Annotated in this window: 13 protein-coding genes; 9 read left to right on the forward strand and 4 right to left on the reverse strand. The window is 70.9% G+C overall.

Annotated elements, in window-relative coordinates; genetic code table 11:
• From lpxA to ABE505_RS03990, 6 genes are all read left to right on the forward strand, one after another.
• A complete protein-coding gene (gene lpxA, locus ABE505_RS03965; protein ID WP_346445026.1) occupies window positions 1–786 on the forward strand; it encodes an acyl-ACP--UDP-N-acetylglucosamine O-acyltransferase in 786 nt (261 codons plus the stop codon).
• Between the two features lie 73 nt (window positions 787–859).
• On the forward strand, window positions 860–2,092 hold the full coding sequence (lpxB, locus tag ABE505_RS03970; RefSeq protein ID WP_346445028.1) for a lipid-A-disaccharide synthase: 1,233 nt from the start codon (window positions 860–862) through the stop codon (window positions 2,090–2,092).
• The gene (gene rnhB / locus ABE505_RS03975; protein WP_346445030.1) at window positions 2,089–2,715 is read left to right on the forward strand and encodes a ribonuclease HII; all 627 of its coding nucleotides are present in this window, start codon (window positions 2,089–2,091) and stop codon (window positions 2,713–2,715) included. The genes lpxB and rnhB overlap by 4 nt, the downstream gene beginning before the upstream one ends.
• 118 nt (window positions 2,716–2,833) lie before the next feature.
• Window positions 2,834–6,364, forward strand: a complete 3,531-nt coding sequence (gene dnaE, locus ABE505_RS03980; protein WP_346445032.1) for a DNA polymerase III subunit alpha — start codon at window positions 2,834–2,836, stop codon at window positions 6,362–6,364.
• A gap of 47 nt (window positions 6,365–6,411) precedes the next feature.
• Window positions 6,412–7,284 carry a hypothetical protein gene (locus ABE505_RS03985; RefSeq protein WP_346445034.1) on the forward strand — a complete coding sequence of 291 codons (873 nt, stop codon included), beginning with the start codon at window positions 6,412–6,414 and terminating at the stop codon, window positions 7,282–7,284.
• A gap of 106 nt (window positions 7,285–7,390) precedes the next feature.
• Window positions 7,391–8,350 (forward strand): acetyl-CoA carboxylase carboxyltransferase subunit alpha, encoded by a 960-nt coding sequence (locus tag ABE505_RS03990; protein ID WP_346445036.1) that lies wholly within the window; start codon window positions 7,391–7,393, stop codon window positions 8,348–8,350.
• Window positions 8,351–8,408: 58 nt separating this feature from the next.
• Here ABE505_RS03990 and ABE505_RS03995 read toward each other — a convergent pair whose 3' ends face one another.
• A complete protein-coding gene (locus ABE505_RS03995; protein WP_346445038.1) occupies window positions 8,409–9,470 on the reverse strand; it encodes an NADH:flavin oxidoreductase/NADH oxidase in 1,062 nt (353 codons plus the stop codon).
• Window positions 9,471–9,573: 103 nt separating this feature from the next.
• Here ABE505_RS03995 and tilS point away from each other — a divergent pair, with 103 nt between their 5' ends.
• Genes tilS through ABE505_RS04010 form a run of 3 tightly spaced genes read left to right on the forward strand, consistent with a single transcriptional unit; the run spans window position 9,574 to window position 12,141 of the window.
• The gene (tilS, locus tag ABE505_RS04000) at window positions 9,574–10,914 is read left to right on the forward strand and encodes a tRNA lysidine(34) synthetase TilS (protein ID WP_346445040.1); all 1,341 of its coding nucleotides are present in this window, start codon (window positions 9,574–9,576) and stop codon (window positions 10,912–10,914) included.
• A 47-nt stretch (window positions 10,915–10,961) separates the two neighbouring features.
• Window positions 10,962–11,249 (forward strand): exodeoxyribonuclease VII small subunit, encoded by a 288-nt coding sequence (locus ABE505_RS04005; RefSeq protein ID WP_346445042.1) that lies wholly within the window; start codon window positions 10,962–10,964, stop codon window positions 11,247–11,249.
• Window positions 11,242–12,141, forward strand: coding sequence for a farnesyl diphosphate synthase (locus ABE505_RS04010; protein WP_346445044.1), 900 nt, complete (start codon window positions 11,242–11,244; stop codon window positions 12,139–12,141). The genes ABE505_RS04005 and ABE505_RS04010 overlap by 8 nt, the downstream gene beginning before the upstream one ends.
• Before the next feature lie 201 nt (window positions 12,142–12,342).
• Here the strand turns inward: ABE505_RS04010 and ABE505_RS04015 are convergent, their stop codons facing one another.
• The 3 genes from ABE505_RS04015 to pmbA all read right to left on the reverse strand — a co-directional run bounded on the left by ABE505_RS04015 (window position 12,343) and on the right by pmbA (window position 14,992).
• Window positions 12,343–12,786, reverse strand: coding sequence for a DUF4870 domain-containing protein (locus ABE505_RS04015; RefSeq protein ID WP_346445045.1), 444 nt, complete (start codon window positions 12,784–12,786; stop codon window positions 12,343–12,345).
• A 377-nt stretch (window positions 12,787–13,163) separates the two neighbouring features.
• Window positions 13,164–13,523, reverse strand: coding sequence for a DUF4870 domain-containing protein (locus ABE505_RS04020; protein ID WP_346443686.1), 360 nt, complete (start codon window positions 13,521–13,523; stop codon window positions 13,164–13,166).
• Window positions 13,524–13,606: 83 nt separating this feature from the next.
• Window positions 13,607–14,992 carry a metalloprotease PmbA gene (gene pmbA / locus ABE505_RS04025; protein WP_346443687.1) on the reverse strand — a complete coding sequence of 462 codons (1,386 nt, stop codon included), beginning with the start codon at window positions 14,990–14,992 and terminating at the stop codon, window positions 13,607–13,609.
• Between the last annotated feature and the right edge of the window lies 1 nt (window position 14,993).

Consider the following 14,993-nt stretch of genomic DNA (forward strand, 5'->3'; position numbering starts at 1 on the left):
ATGACCGAGGCCGCGATCCACGCCACGGCCGTCGTCGATCCCGGCGCCAGGCTCGGCGCCGGCGTGCGCATCGGCGCCTTCACGATCATCGGCCCCGAGGTCGAGATCGGCGATGGCACCGTGATCGGGCCCCATTGCAGCATCCACGGCCCGACCACGATCGGACGCGACAACCGCGTCCACGGCCACGCCGCGATCGGCGGCGAACCGCAGGACAAGAAGTTCCGCGGCGAGCGGGTCGAACTGACCATCGGCGATCGCAACACGATCCGCGAGTTCGTCACGATCAACCGCGGTACCGGCGACGGCGGCGGCGCGACCCGCATCGGCGACGACAACTGGCTGCTGGCCTATACCCACGTCGCCCACGACTGCATCGTCGGCAACCATTGCGTGTTCTCCAACAACGCCACACTGGCCGGCCACGTCGAGGTCGGCGATCACGTGATCCTCAGCGGCTTCGTCGGCATCCACCAGTTCTGTCGGATCGGCGCGCACGCGTTCATCGGCATGGGCGCGTTCGTCAACGGCGACGTGCCGCCGTTCGTGATGGTCGCCCAAGACGGCTACGGCCGCCCGCGCGGCATCAACGCCGAGGGTCTCAAGCGCCGCGGCTTCGACGCCGACCGCACCGCCGCGATCAAGCGCGCCTATCGCGCGCTGTACGTCTCGGGCGAACCGCTCGAGGCTGCCCGCGCTCGACTGGCGGAACTGGCCCAGGACAGCGCCGATGTCCGCGCGATGCTCGCGTTCATCGACGCCAGCGAGCGGCCGCTGCTGCGCTGACGCCCGGATCGGGAATTCGGGATTCGGGCGTCGAGCGGGCACAATGCCCCGATCCCTGCGCCGTCGATCTGTCGTGTCGAATCCCGAACCCAGCATCCAGAACGTCCAACGCGCCGCCAAGCCCCCGCTTCGCGTCGCGCTGGTCGCCGGCGAAGCCTCCGGCGACCTGCTCGGTGCGGGGCTGATCGAACGCTTGCGGGCGAGCCACCCCGATATCGAGTGCGTCGGCGTCGGCGGCGATGCGATGCGCGCGGCCGGGATGACGACCTGGTACGACGCCTCGGAACTGGCGGTCATGGGCTTGAGCGAGGTGCTGCGGCACCTGCCGCGCTTGCTGCGGTTGCGCCGCGCGTTGCGCGCCCGCCTGCTGGCCTGGCGGCCGGACGTGTTCGTCGGCATCGACGCACCGGACTTCAATCTCGGGCTGGAGCGCACGCTCAAGCAGCACGGCATCCGCACGGTGCACTACGTCAGTCCGTCGATCTGGGCTTGGCGCCAGGGCCGCGCGGCGAAGATCGGACGCAGCGCAGACCGGGTGCTGTGCCTGTTCCCGACCGAGCCGCCGATCTACGCCGCACACGGCGTCGATGCGCGCTTCGTCGGCCATCCGCTGGCCGAGATGCTCGCGCTCGAGCCCGATCGCGATGCCGCGCGCCGGGCGCTTGCGCTCGACGGCGACGCGCCGGTGCTGGCGGTGCTGCCCGGCTCCCGGCTGGGTGAGATCGGGCGCCTGGGCGACACCTTCCTCGATGCTGCCGCCCGCGTCGCCACCCGTCTGCCGGGCCTGCGCATCGTCGTGCCGGCGGCCAATGCCGGTTGCCGTGCGGCGATCGACGCCCTGCTGGCGCATCCGCGGTTCGCCGCGCTTGACGTGCGCGTCCTCGATGGCCAGGCGCGCGCCGCGATGGTCGCCTCCGACGTGGTGCTGCTGGCCTCGGGCACCGCGACCCTCGAGGCACTGCTGGCCAAGCGGCCGATGGTCGTGGGCTACCGCATCGCCCCGAGCACGGCGTTCATCGTCCGGCTGCTGAAGCTGATGAAAGTCGATCGCTATTCTCTGCCCAACATGCTCGCCGGCCGCGCGATCGTGCCCGAGCTGATCCAGGAGGACTGCACGCCCGAACGGCTGGCCGAGGCGGTGCTGCACTGGTTCGAAGACCCCGCCGCCAGCGCCGCGCTGCAGCCCATCTACCGCGACCTGCATCTGCAGTTGCGCCAGGGCGCTTCGGCGAGCGCCGCCGACGCCGTTGCGCAGCTGGCGCCGCCAGCGCTGCCGGCCGGTTCCCATCACGGGACGCCGGCATGACCCGGCGCCTGCGTGTGGCCGGCGTCGATGAAGCCGGGCGCGGCCCCTTGGCCGGCCCGGTCGTGGTCGCGGCCGTCGTGCTGCACCCCAAGCGGCCGATCGCCGGCCTCGACGACTCCAAGAAGCTGACCGAAAAGCGCCGCGAGGCGCTGTATCCGCAGATCGTCGAGCGCGCGCTGGCCTGGCGGATCGAGTTCGTCGGCGTCGAGGAAATCGACCGCATCAACATCTACCACGCCACGCACGTCGGCATGACCCGCGCGGTGCAGGCGCTGGCCCCGGCCGCCGAGCGGGTGCTCGTCGACGGCAACCGGCTGCCGCCCGGCCTGCCGTGTCCGGCGCGCGCGATCGTCGGCGGCGACGCCATCGAAGAAGCGATCATGGCCGCCTCGATCCTCGCCAAGGTCGCCCGCGACCGCGCGATGGTCGCACTGCACGCGCAGTTTCCTGTCTACGGCTTCGACCGCCACAAGGGCTACAGCGCCCCGTCGCACTTCGCCGCGCTCGAGCGCCACGGCCCGTGCATCCACCATCGGCGCAGCTTCGCCCCCGTCTCCCGGCTGCTCGCACCCGCGCCGCCGCCCGCGCTGGCGGATCTGTTCGGCGCGCCCGCCCTGGCCTGAACGCCGACTGCCCTGCGGCGGCTGCCCGGCCGCGCCGCGCGGCAGTCGCCCGGCTGTCAAGCCTTGTCCGCCCCCCGCCACGGCCCTACCCTGACGCTCCGGCCGCCTCGCCCCCGCAATGCCCGCGCGCTTCGTCCACCTTCACGTCCACAGCGAATACTCGCTCGCCGATTCGACGATCCGGATCAAGGCGCTGGTCAAACGCTGCGCCGAGCTCGGCCAGCCCTCGGTCGCGCTGACCGACCGCAACAACCTGTTCGCGCTGGTGAAGTTCTACCGCGCGGCCGAAGGCGCGGGCATCAAGCCGGTCATGGGCGCCGATATCTCGCTGGCCGAAGGCGACGAGCCGGCCTCGACGCTGACGCTGCTGTGCCGCGACCACGACGGCTACCTGTCGCTGTCGCGTCTGCTGACGCGCGCCTGGATGGAGGGCCACCGGACCGACGGCGTGGTGGTGCGGCCCGATTGGCTGCGCGAATGCAATGCCGGCCTGTTCGCGATCGCCGGGCGCCACGGGCCGGCCGCGCGGTTGCTCGCTGGTGGCCGCCATGACCTGGCACGGCAGTGGTACACGCAGTGGCGCGAGGTGTTCGACGAGCGCTTGTTCCTGCAGCTCACCCGCTGCGGCGTCGATGAGGAAACGGTCCACAACGCGCTCGCGATGCAGGTCTCGTCCGACCTGTCGCTGCCGGTGGTGGCCGGCAACGACGTGCGCTTCCTCGATGCCGAGGGCTTCGACGCGCACGAGGCGCGCGTGTGCATCGCCACCGGCCGGGTGCTCGACGATCCACGCCGGCCTCACCTCTACACCCGCGAGCAGTACTTCAAGTCGGCCGATGAGATGGCCGCGCTGTTCGCCGACGCGCCCGATGCGATCGACAACACGCTGGCGCTGGCGCAGCGCTGCAATCTCGAGTTGCGCCTGGGCACCTACTACCTGCCCGCTTACCCGGTGCCCGCTGAGGAAACCCTCGACAGCTGGATCCGGGTGCAATCGCGCGAGGGCCTGGAGGAGCGGCTGGCGAAGTACCCGCTGGCGCCCGGACACACCCGGGAAAGCTATTTCGAGCGGCTGGACATCGAGCTCGACGTCATCTGCAAGATGGGCTTCCCGGGCTACTTCCTGATCGTCTCGGACTTCATCAAGTGGGCCAAGGAGCACGACATCCCGGTCGGTCCGGGCCGCGGTTCGGGCGCCGGTTCGCTGGTGGCCTGGGCGCTGAAGATCACCGATCTCGACCCGCTGCCCTACGACCTGCTGTTCGAGCGCTTCCTCAATCCCGAACGCGTGTCGATGCCCGACTTCGACATCGACTTCTGCATGGACCGGCGCGACGAGGTCATCGATTACGTCGCCGCCAAGTACGGCCGCGACCGCGTCAGCCAGATCATCACCTACGGCACGATGGCGGCCAAGGCGGTCGTACGCGACACCGGCCGCGTGCTGGGCTTTCCCTACGGCATGGTCGACGGCATCTCCAAGCTGGTGCCGATGACGCTGGGCATCGGCCTGGAGGATGCGCTGGGGCGCACCGACAAATCGCGCAGCGACGATGCCTGGCGCTCGGACGAGTTGATCGCGCGCTACAACGACGAGGACGACGTCCGCGACCTGCTGGACCTGGCGCTACAGCTCGAGGACCTGACTCGCAACGCCGGCAAGCACGCCGGCGGCGTGGTCATCGCGCCCTCGCCGCTGTCGGATTTCTGCCCGCTGTTCGCCGAACACGACGAAGGCGGCCGCGGCCGCAACCCGGTCACCCAGTTCGACAAGGACGACGTGGAATCGGTGGGCCTGGTGAAGTTCGACTTCCTGGGCCTGCGTACGCTCACCATCATCGACTGGGCGGTCAAGGCCATCAACCGGCGGCGCGCGGCGGCCGGCGAGGCGCCGCTCGACATCGCCGCGCTGCCGCTCGACGATGTGGCTTCCTACGACCTGTTTGCCCGCGGCGATACGGTCGCGGTGTTCCAGTTCGAATCGCGCGGCATGCGCGAACTGCTCAAGCGCGCGCAGCCCGACACCTTCGAGGACATCATCGCGCTCGCCGCGTTGTTCCGTCCCGGCCCGCTGGGTTCGGGGATGGACAAAGAATGGGTCGACCGCAAGCACGGCCGCACGGACGTGACCTATCCGCACCCCTCGCTCGAGCCGGTGCTCTCGCCCACCTACGGCGTCATCGTCTATCAGGAACAGGTGATGCAGATCGCCCAGGTCCTGGCCGGCTATTCGCTCGGCGGCGCGGACCTGCTGCGCCGCGCGATGGGCAAGAAGAAGGCCGAGGAGATGGCCAAGGAACGCGCCAAGTTCGAGGCCGGCGCGGCCGCGAACGGTGTCGATCCCAAGGTCGCCACGTCGATCTTCGACCTGATGGAGAAGTTCGCCGAGTACGGCTTCAACAAGTCGCACTCGGCCGCCTACGCGCTGGTCGCCTACCAGACCGCGTGGCTCAAGGTGCATTACCCGGCCGAGTTCATGGCCGCCGTGCTGTCCTCGGACATGGACAACACCGACAAGGTTACCGGCTTTCTGACCGAGGCGCGGGCGATGGGCCTGGAGGTGCTGCCGCCCGACGTCAACGCCTCGGCGTACATGTTCGAGGCGATCGACCCCACGACGATCCGCTACGGCCTGGGCGCGGTGAAGGGCGTGGGCCGCGGCGCCTGCGAGAACGTGGTCGAAGCGCGCGCGCGCGGCGGGGTCTACACCGACCTGCTCGACTTCTGCCGCCGGGTCGATTCGCAGCGCCTGAACAAGCGCACGCTCGAAGCCCTGATCAACGCCGGTGCGCTCGACGCGCTGGGCCGCAACCGCGCCTCGCTGATGCTGCAATTGCCCGAGGCGATCAAGGCCACCGACCAGCTCGCGCGCAACCGCAGCGCCGGCATCGTCGACATGTTCGGCAGCGCCATGGGCGGCGACGACGTGCTGCACATCGATCTGCCCGAATGCGACGAATGGCCGCTGCGGCAGAAGCTCGACGGCGAACGCGAGACACTCGGCCATTACCTCAGCGGACATCCGCTCGACCCCTACCGTGAGGAGTTGCAGGCGCTGGTGGGCACCGACCTCGGCCAGCTCGACAGCCTGTGGGCCGCGCGCGATGCCAAGGCCGGCGGCAACAGCTGGCGACCTGAGACCCAGGTCATCGTCGCCGGCCAGGTGTCGTCGATGCGCAAGCGCGGCGACGCGCAGGCCTTCGTGCTGCTCGAGGACGGCCGCGGCCGGCTCGAGTGCGGCTTCTTCTCCGAGACCAGTGCCGAGTACGCGCATCTGCTGACCCGCGACCGCATCCTGATCGTCGAGGGCGGCCTGCGCGAGGACGAGTTCAGCGGCGGCTTCGCGTTGCGGGTCAAGCGCTGCTGGGATTTCCACGCGGTCTGCCCCGAACACGCGCGTCGGCTGTCGCTGCGCCTGGACCTGCGCGTGCCCGGCACGATGGCGCGGATCGAACAGCTCCTGGCGCAGCACCGGCCCGGCAAGACCGCGCTGCGCCTCGACCTGCTGCTGCCCGCCGGCGCAGCCGGCACGCTCGAGGTCAACGGCAGCCACGGCGTCCGCGCCGATGCCGAACTGCCCGGCACGCTGCGCGCGCAGCCGGGCGTGCGGGTCGCTCGGCTCGACATGAGCAAGCCATGGGCGCACTGAACCGGGCCGGCTGAAGGCCCCACTCCCCCCCGTCCAAGAGAGACACGATGATCCGATCCTTCGCTACGGCGAGCGCTGTGTTGCTGCTCGCCGCCTGCAGCCCGTCCACGCCCTCGTTCGAGATCGATAACCCCACCGACGCGCCAGTCCAGGTCACCATCGACGGCAAGACCCACGAGGTGGCGCCCGGCGCGAGCGCGGCGCTGGAACTCGACGCCGGCCCGCACACACTGCGCGCCGAGCGTACCGGCGAGGTCCGGATCTCGGTCTGCGGCGCCGAACGCGGCACGTTGATCAACCCGACGCTGTCGGACTACGTGCTGGCCCGCGAGATCTACGTCGCCGACGCGTCCAAGCTGCGCAACTTCGGCGCGGCGATCGCCACCGTTGAGCTCGGCGACGCGGTCTACGAAGGGCCCTTCGAGCAGTACACCGGCCTGTTCATCGACCGGTCCTGGGACTTCGGCGTGCGCGAGGCGTTCCCTAAGCAACAGACCGTGGCGCGGATTCCGGAGAATGGCGGCAAGATCAGCACCAAGCTGTTCACGCCCCAGGCATTCATCGACTACATCGAGGACGCCAGCGACCGCCAGGGCGAGTTTGCGCGGCTGCACCCAGGCGGCTACACGCAGCCGGCGCGGGCGCTGGAGACCGCACCGGCCGAGCTGCCGCCGCTGCCGCAGGCGTTCGAGCCCCATTCGGCGCCGCTGCGCCAGGCCTACGCGCAGCGCCTGCAGGTCAACGATGCGGCCGATTGCGAGGCGGTGCGCAAGCGCTCGCACGAGGCCCTGATGGCCGTCACCGGCGCAACCGCGATGCTGCACGTCGATCAGAGCCCCCAGGACAACCAGGCCTACAACGATTTCATCGACCTCTACGGACGGCTGATGGGCGCCGGCGCGCTGGTCCTGCCCCGGTGAGGCCCGGCCGCCCGGTCGCCCTTCCGGCCGTTCCAACGCACCCCGCCGTACGGGGCGCCCAGGGCCGGTCGGCTACACTTTCCCCCAAGTCACCCGACGGCGCGTCATGAACCCGAACTACCTCGATTTCGAGCAGCCCATCGCCGACCTGGAAGCCAAGATCCAGGAACTGCGCCAGGCCAGCGATGGCCCGGCCGTCAACATCGACGCCGAACTGGCCACGTTGCGCGACAAGCTGCGCAAGCGCACCGCGCACATCTTCCGCGATCTGACCCCGTGGCAGGTCTCGCAGTTGGCACGCCACCCGCAGCGGCCCTACACCAACGACTACATCCGCACGTTCTGCGACGAGTTCGAGGAACTGGCCGGCGACCGCGCCTACGGCGACGATGCCGCGATCGTCGGCGGCCTGGGCCGCATCGATGGGCGCAGCGTCATGATCATCGGCCACCAGAAGGGCCGCGACACCAAGACCAAGGTGCGGCGCAACTTCGGCATGCCGCGCCCGGAGGGCTACCGCAAGGCGCTGCGGCTGATGAAGATGGCCGAGCGATTCAAGCTGCCGCTGCTGACCTTCATCGACACGCCCGGTGCCTACCCGGGCATCGGCGCCGAGGAGCGCGGCCAGTCGGAAGCGATCGCGCGCAATCTGATGGAGATGGCCGAGTTGCGCGTCCCGATCATCTGCACCGTCATCGGCGAAGGCGGCTCGGGCGGCGCGCTGGCGATCGGCGTGGGCGACCGTACGGTGATGCTCGAGTACAGCACCTATTCGGTGATCTCGCCCGAAGGCTGCGCGTCCATCCTGTGGAAGGACGCGGCCAAGGCGCGCGATGCCGCCGAGCAGCTCGGCCTGACCGCCAAGCGGCTCAAGCAGCTGGGGCTGATCGACAAGGTCGTGCGCGAGCCGATCGGTGGCGCCCACCGCAATCCGCGGCAGACCGCGACGCGGCTCAAGGCGGTGCTGATGAACGAACTCGACCAGCTCGAGCAACTGCCGGTCGAGACCCTGCTGCAGCGCCGCTACGAGCGTCTGCGCAGCTACGGCGCCTACGAGGCAGCGTGATCGCATCGGGACGGGCGTCTGCCCGTCCCGTACCGCGCTTTTCGGGCGACGCGCGCTGTTACCAAGCGCGCTGGTACTGCGCCGGCGGCTCGAGCGACGCGCCCAGCGCCTGCGCCGCGCGCCTGGGGAAGTAGGGATCGCGCAGCAGCTCGCGCGCCAGCAGCACCACGTCCGCGTCGCCGTCGGCGACGATGCGCTCGGCCTGCTCGGGCGTCGTGATCAGCCCGACCGCGCCGGTCGCGATGCCGGCCTCGGCGCGGATGCGCCGGGCGAACGGCACCTGGTAGCCGGGCACCGCATCGATCTGCTGCGCCGGCGACAGCCCGCCCGACGACACGTCGAGCAGGTCGACCCCGCGCGGCGCCAGCAGCCGCGCCAATGCGACGCTCTGCTCGACGTCCCAGCCGCCCTCGACCCAGTCGGTCGCCGAGAGCCGGAGCCACAGCGGCAGCCGCTCGGGCCAGACGTCACGCACCGCATCGACGACCGCCAGCACCAGACGCGTCCGGCCTTCGAAGCCGCCGCCCCAGGCATCGTCGCGGGTGTTCGACAACGGCGAGAGGAACTGGTGCAACAGATAGCCGTGGGCGGCGTGGAGTTCGACCAGCTCGAAGCCGGCGGCGAGCGCGCGCTGCGCGGCCGCGCGGAATGCCGCGACGACGCCGGCGATGCCGTCGGCATCGAGCGCGACCGGCGCGGGGTAACGCTCGCTGTAGGCCGACGCCGACGGCGCGACGACCTGCCAGCCGCCGTTGGCCTGCGCGACCGCGCCATGGCCCCGCCACGGGGCGTAGGTGCTCGCCTTGCGCCCGGCGTGCGCCAGCTGGATTCCAGGCACCGCGCCCTGCGCACGCACGAACGCCGCGATCGGCGCCCAGGCCTGCGTCTGGGCATCGTTCCACAGGCCGACGTCGTCGGGCGAGATGCGACCTTGGGGCAGTACCGCCGTGGCCTCGGCGATCACCAGGCCGGCGCCGCCGACCGCGCGGCTGCCCAGGTGCACCAGATGCCAGTGGTCGGGCATCCCGTCGACGGCGCTGTACTGGCACATCGGCGAGACGGCGATGCGGTTGCGCAGCGTCAGCGCGCGTTGCGCCAGCGCAGAGAACAGATCGGACATTGCAGGTTCCTGCAGGCGGGTCGCCGACTGTAGGCCCTGTGCCCCCGCGTCCGCGACCACGCGGCCGGATCGCTGCATTCCGATCGCATGGCACCATGCGCGGATGTCCGCGCCGTTCCCAGACCCGACGCTGCCCGCGCCGCCCGGCGACGGACCGCTGCACGTGGCGTTCAGCGGCGGCCTCGACTCGACCGCCCTGCTGCACCTGCTCGCACACGATGCGCGCGCGCGCGTACGCGGCCTGGTCGCGCTGCACGTCCACCACGGCCTGCAGCCGCAGGCCGACGCCTGGGCCGCGCATTGCGAGGCCGTCTGCGCCGCGCTGGGCGTGCGCTGCGAGGTGCTGCGCGTGACCGTCGCGCGCGACGGCGACCGCGGCCCGGAGGCCGCGGCGCGCGAGGCCCGCCATGCCGCGCTGCAGGCGCGGTTGCCACCCGGAGCGGTCGCGGTCCTGGCCCACCACCGCGACGACCAGGCCGAGACCGTGCTGCTGCGCGCGTTGCGCGGGGCCGGTCCCGACGGGCTGGCCGCGATGCGGCCACTGCGGCCCTTCGGCGCCGGCTGGCTGTGGCGGCCGTTGTTGGCAGTAGCGCGCGCGCAACTGCTGGCCTATGCCATGCGCCACGGCCTGCATTGGATCGAGGATCCGAGCAACGCCGCAGACGACGCCGACCGCAACTTCCTGCGCAATCGTGTGCTGCCGCTGCTGCGCACACGCTGGCCGCAGGCCGACGCCGTGCTGACCGATGTCGCGACGCTGCAGCGCACGACGATCGCCCTGCTCGACGACGAAGACACCGCGGCCCTGGCCAAGGTGCGCACATCCGACCCGGCGATGCTGGACGTGGCACGGCTGCGCACGCTGCCGACCGCGCGCCGTGCGCGGGTGCTGCGGCGCTGGATCGCCGCGCTGGGCCTGCCGCCGCTGCCGCGCCAGGGCAGCGCCTGGTGCGAGGCCACGCTGCAGATGCCTGCGGGGGATCGCAGCCCCCAGTTCGACTGGGCGCACTGCCGGCTGCAGCGCTGGCGCGACCTGCTGCACGCAGGGCCGCAACGCACGCCGCTGCCGCGCGAGTTTGCCGTCGACTGGGCCGGCACTGCGCCGCTCGTGCTGCCCGGCGGCGACCGGTTGCACCTGCACGGGCCACCGCCGGACGCCCCCTTGGACTGGCAGGTCCGGGCCCGGCGCGGCGGCGAGCGGATCGCCCTGCCCGGTCGGCCCCATTCGCACGCGCTCAAGCACGTGCTGCAGGATCGCGCGGTGCCGCCCTGGCTTCGCGAGCGATTGCCGCTGCTCATCGATGCCAGCGGTCGAGTGCTCGCTGCCGGCGACCTCGTCCTGGACGGCGCATTCGAGGCCTGGCTGCACGACGGCGGCCGCCGCTTGCGCTGGGCGCACGACGCGGCAGTGCACGACACACCGGCTGAGACGCCTTCGCCTTGAGGGCCGCACTCAGCCCTCGCCCAGGCGTCATCGCTTAGAATCCAGGCATGGCCAAATCCGCTTCCACGCCCACCCCGCCCGCCCAGGATCCGTCCCCGGTCGCCGACTTCGAAAACGCCCTGGGCCAGCTCGAAGCGCTGGTCGAACGCATGGAAGGCGGCGAACTGAGCCTGGAGGAATCGCTCGGCGCCTACGAGCGCGGCGTCGGCCTGTACCGCCGCTGTCGCCAGGCGCTCGAGGACGCTGAGCAGCGCGTGCGCCTGCTCAGCGACCCGGCCGCCCCGGAGCGCAGCCAGCCGTTCGGCGGCGAGCAGGTCGACGATCCCGATGCCTGACGCCGCCGGCGCGATCGCCGCGCGCATCGGTGACTGGCGCGCCCGCACCGACGCCGCATTGCAACGCGCGCTCGACACCGCCGCAGGCGGCGAGCCGCGTCTGGACGCCGCGATGCGCCATGCGGTGCTGCTCGGCGGCAAGCGCATGCGGCCGCTGCTGGTCCACGCCACCGCGGCGGCCTTCGGCGCCGCGCCCCCGCAGGCCGATGCGCCGGCGGTCGCGGTCGAACTCGTACACGCCTATTCGCTGGTCCACGACGACCTGCCGGCGATGGACGACGACGCGCTGCGTCGCGGCCAGCCGACCGTGCACGTCGCCTTCGACGAAGCCACCGCCATCCTCGCCGGCGACGCCTTGCAGACCTTGGCGTTCTCGGTGCTCGCCGAAGCGCCGCTTGCGGCCGAAACGCGGCTGGCGATGGTCGCGCGGCTGGCCTCGGCATCGGGCGCGCTGGGCATGTGCGGCGGCCAGGCGATCGACCTTGCCGCGACCGGCGGTGGCGGTACGCGCGACATCGCGGGCCTGGAGCGTCTGCATGCGCTCAAGACCGGCGCGCTGCTGCGCGCGGCGGTCGCGCTCGGGGCACTGGCGGCCGACGTCGACGCCACGACGCGGGCCCGGCTCGACGATTTCGCGACCGCACTCGGCCTCGCGTTCCAGATCCGCGACGACCTGCTCGACATCGAAGGCGACAGCGCGACGCTGGGCAAGACCGCCGGCAAGGACATCGCACAGGACAAGGCCACGTTCCCGGCCCTGATCGGTGCAGACGCCTCACGCGCGCGACTGTCCGAGCTCGCCTCGCGCATGCGCGACGCACTGGCACCGTTCGGCGACACCACCGCGCCGCTGGCCGAGCTCGGCCGGCAGGCCATCGAACGCGACCACTGAGCCGGGCGGGCCGGAAACGCAGTCCACATCCGCTGCCGGCCTGAGCCGGCATCTTCCCGTCGACGCTCTGCGGCTGCGCATGACCACACCGGCCGCCCTTGCGGTGCTGGACCCGACCGACGCGAGCGGACACACCCCACGCTGATGCACACGAGCCCGCGCGATGCCGCACGGAGGCCGAGCGGACTGCGCGCTACGGCGTCAGCCGATCAGGCGCAGCGTGAGCGGGTAGCGGTAGGTCTCGCCGTTCCAGGCCTTGACTGCGGCCACGATGCCGCAGACCAGCCAGAGCACTGCCAGGGCGACCGCGCCCAGCACCAGCAACAGGCCGAGCGGCAGCGTGACGATCGCCCCGATGCCCAGCGTCAGCACCGTCATGCCGAGCAGCATGAGCCCGGTCACGCCGAGCGCGCAGGCGTAGAGGAACATGCTCAAGTTGAAGTTCAGCGCTTCCAGCGCATGGCCGGCAACGAAGGCATCATCGTCGCGCTTGACCAGGTAGACGGTGCCGGCGACGACGATACCGGCCACGCCCGACATCCAACTCGTCAGCAAGGCAAGCACCAGTGCGCCGATGTGCGTACCGGCGGCCCACTGGCGACTGACGATGGCGGGCGGGGCCTGGGGAAGGGTCGATGCATACATGGGGGGGGTCTCCAGGAAACGTCGAGGGCAGATCCATGATGGCGCCGCGCGTCGGCGGCGCAAGCCAACCGATGGCACCCAACCGATGGCAGGGGTGCGATACGACCGCAGGGGATCGCCCTGAGATTGTAAAATCGCGATCGCCCCAACCCAACAACGGGGGTCAGAGTGCAATTTCGCCTCGCGAAATTGCACTCTGACCCCGGTTTTGATGGCGCTGGGCGCGACGCCCTGCCACCAGTCTGCTGCAGACCTCTGCAATCTGCCTTCGATCACCGCTTGGCCGTCTGCTGAAGGGTGCGCATTCCCGCACGCTGGAGAAGAAGGAAGAACCCCGGCACACAGGCCGGGGTTCGAGAGGCTGCGGTGCGTGCCGGTCAGCTGATCAGGCGCAGCGCGAAGGGATAGCGGTAGGCCACGCCCTCTTTGGCCTTGAGTGCGGCGACGATGCTGAACACCACGCACAGGATCCACAGCACCAGGTTGATCAGGCCGCCGATCAGGATGATCGTCAGCACCATGCCGATGACGTAGCCGATGGTCAGCGTGATCTGGAAGTTCAGCGCTTCCTTGGCCTGGTCGGTGACGAAAGCCTTCTCGGGCCGGTCCTTGTGCACCAGCCACATGATCAGCGGCACGATGAAGCCCAGGATGATGCACGACAGATGCGTGAGCATCGCGAACGTGCGGTCGTCCTGCGTGGTGGCCGCGGCCGGTGCCGGATCGAAATCGTTCATTGCGAAGTCCCCATAGGCAAGGTGAAAGAAGATGCGCTGGGCCAGGCGACGATCGCCGCCGCGGCCGGCGGTGCGAGCATACGTCAATCCGTGCCGGCGACCGTCATCCGGCCGACCAGAATCGACCCGGTGCGCACATGCGACCGCGGATCGACATCGGTGCCCACCGCCTCGATGCCGGCGAACATCTGCCTCAGATTGCCGGCGATGGTGATCCCGTCGACCGCGTGGCGGATCTCGCCGCGCTCGATCCAGAACCCGGCCGCGCCGCGCGAATAGTCGCCGGTCACCGCATTGACGCCCTGCCCCATCAGCTCGGTCACCAGCAGTCCGCGGCCCATGTCGCGCACCATCGCGTCGAGATCGCCTGCATTGGCGGCGATCTCCAGGTTGTGTACGCCGCCGGCGTTGGCGGTGCTCTGCAGGCCGAGCCGGCGCGCGGAATAGCTGCCGAGGATGTAGCGCTGCAGCACGCCGGCCTCGACCAGCGGCGACTCGCGGGTCGCCACGCCTTCGGCATCGAAGGCGGCGGACTGGAACCCGCGCGTCAGGAACGGCCGCTCGTGGATCGAAAACCAGGTGGGGAACAGCTGCGTGCCGGCGCTGTCGAGCAGGAAGCTGGCGCGCCGATACAGCGCGCCGCCCGAGACCGCACCGAGCAGGTGCCCGACCAACGACCGGGCGACGTCGGCCTGGAACAGCACCGGGTAGCTGCCGGTCGGCACCGGCCGGGGATCGAGGCGCGCGAGTGTGCGCTGCGCGGCCCGGCGGCCGATCGCCGTTGCCGGCTCCAGGTCGTCGGCCGCCAGCGCCACGCTGTACCAGCCGTCGCGCTGCATCTGCTCGCCACTGCCGGCGATCAGCGCGCAGCCGATGCTGTGGTGGCTGCTGCGCTCGGCGCCGACGAAGCCGTGGCTGTTGGCGTAGACGTGCAGCGCACGCGCGGTCGAGACCGATGCGCCATCGGAGTTGCCAATGCGCGCATCGGTGTCGCGACCCGCGGTTTCGCAGGCCAGCGCCAGGTCGACCGCGCGATCGGCGTCGAGCGCCCAGGGGTGCCAGGCGTCGAATTCGGGGAAGCGACCGTCGGCGCCCGGCCGCGCCATCAGTTCGGCGTCGGCCAGGCCCGCGGCGGGGTCGTCCTCGGTGAAGCGGGCGATCGCGCAGGCTTGGTCGACGGTCGCCGCCAGGCTCTCCTCGCGCAGGTCCGCGGTGCTCGCGCTGCCCTTGCGGCGGCCGAAGTAGACCGTCACCGCGATGCCGCGATCCTGGGTGGACTCGACCGTCTCGACCTCGCCCATGCGCACGTCGATGTTGAGACCGGCATCTTCCGAGCAGGCGACCTCGGCCTGACTGGCACCCTGGGCACGGCAACGCTCGAGCAGGCGCTGCGACAGCCCGGCCAGCGCATCGAGGCGAGCGATGGCGTCGTCACCCGGCACGCGGTCGGCAATCTGCGATGGGGACATG

The sequence above is a fragment of the Luteimonas sp. TWI382 genome, from assembly GCF_039674545.1.
In the GTDB taxonomy this organism is placed as follows: Bacteria; Pseudomonadota; Gammaproteobacteria; order Xanthomonadales; family Xanthomonadaceae; genus Luteimonas.

Excerpts from the sequence above, each read along its gene's own strand:
- ABE505_RS03985 (WP_346445034.1), top strand. The coding sequence starts at position 6,412 with ATGATCCGATCCTTCGCTACGGCGAGCGCTGTGTTGCTGCTCGCCGCC.
- ABE505_RS04005 (WP_346445042.1), top strand. The coding sequence starts at position 10,962 with ATGGCCAAATCCGCTTCCACGCCCACCCCGCCCGCCCAGGATCCGTCC.
- ABE505_RS03995 (WP_346445038.1), bottom strand. The coding sequence starts at position 9,470 with ATGTCCGATCTGTTCTCTGCGCTGGCGCAACGCGCGCTGACGCTGCGC.
- ABE505_RS04015 (WP_346445045.1), bottom strand. The coding sequence starts at position 12,786 with ATGTATGCATCGACCCTTCCCCAGGCCCCGCCCGCCATCGTCAGTCGC.
- dnaE (WP_346445032.1), top strand. The coding sequence starts at position 2,834 with ATGCCCGCGCGCTTCGTCCACCTTCACGTCCACAGCGAATACTCGCTC.
- ABE505_RS04010 (WP_346445044.1), top strand. The coding sequence starts at position 11,242 with ATGCCTGACGCCGCCGGCGCGATCGCCGCGCGCATCGGTGACTGGCGC.
- ABE505_RS03990 (WP_346445036.1), top strand. The coding sequence starts at position 7,391 with ATGAACCCGAACTACCTCGATTTCGAGCAGCCCATCGCCGACCTGGAA.
- tilS (WP_346445040.1), top strand. The coding sequence starts at position 9,574 with ATGTCCGCGCCGTTCCCAGACCCGACGCTGCCCGCGCCGCCCGGCGAC.
- pmbA (WP_346443687.1), bottom strand. The coding sequence starts at position 14,992 with ATGTCCCCATCGCAGATTGCCGACCGCGTGCCGGGTGACGACGCCATC.
- ABE505_RS04020 (WP_346443686.1), bottom strand. The coding sequence starts at position 13,523 with ATGAACGATTTCGATCCGGCACCGGCCGCGGCCACCACGCAGGACGAC.
- rnhB (WP_346445030.1), top strand. The coding sequence starts at position 2,089 with ATGACCCGGCGCCTGCGTGTGGCCGGCGTCGATGAAGCCGGGCGCGGC.
- lpxA (WP_346445026.1), top strand. The coding sequence starts at position 1 with ATGACCGAGGCCGCGATCCACGCCACGGCCGTCGTCGATCCCGGCGCC.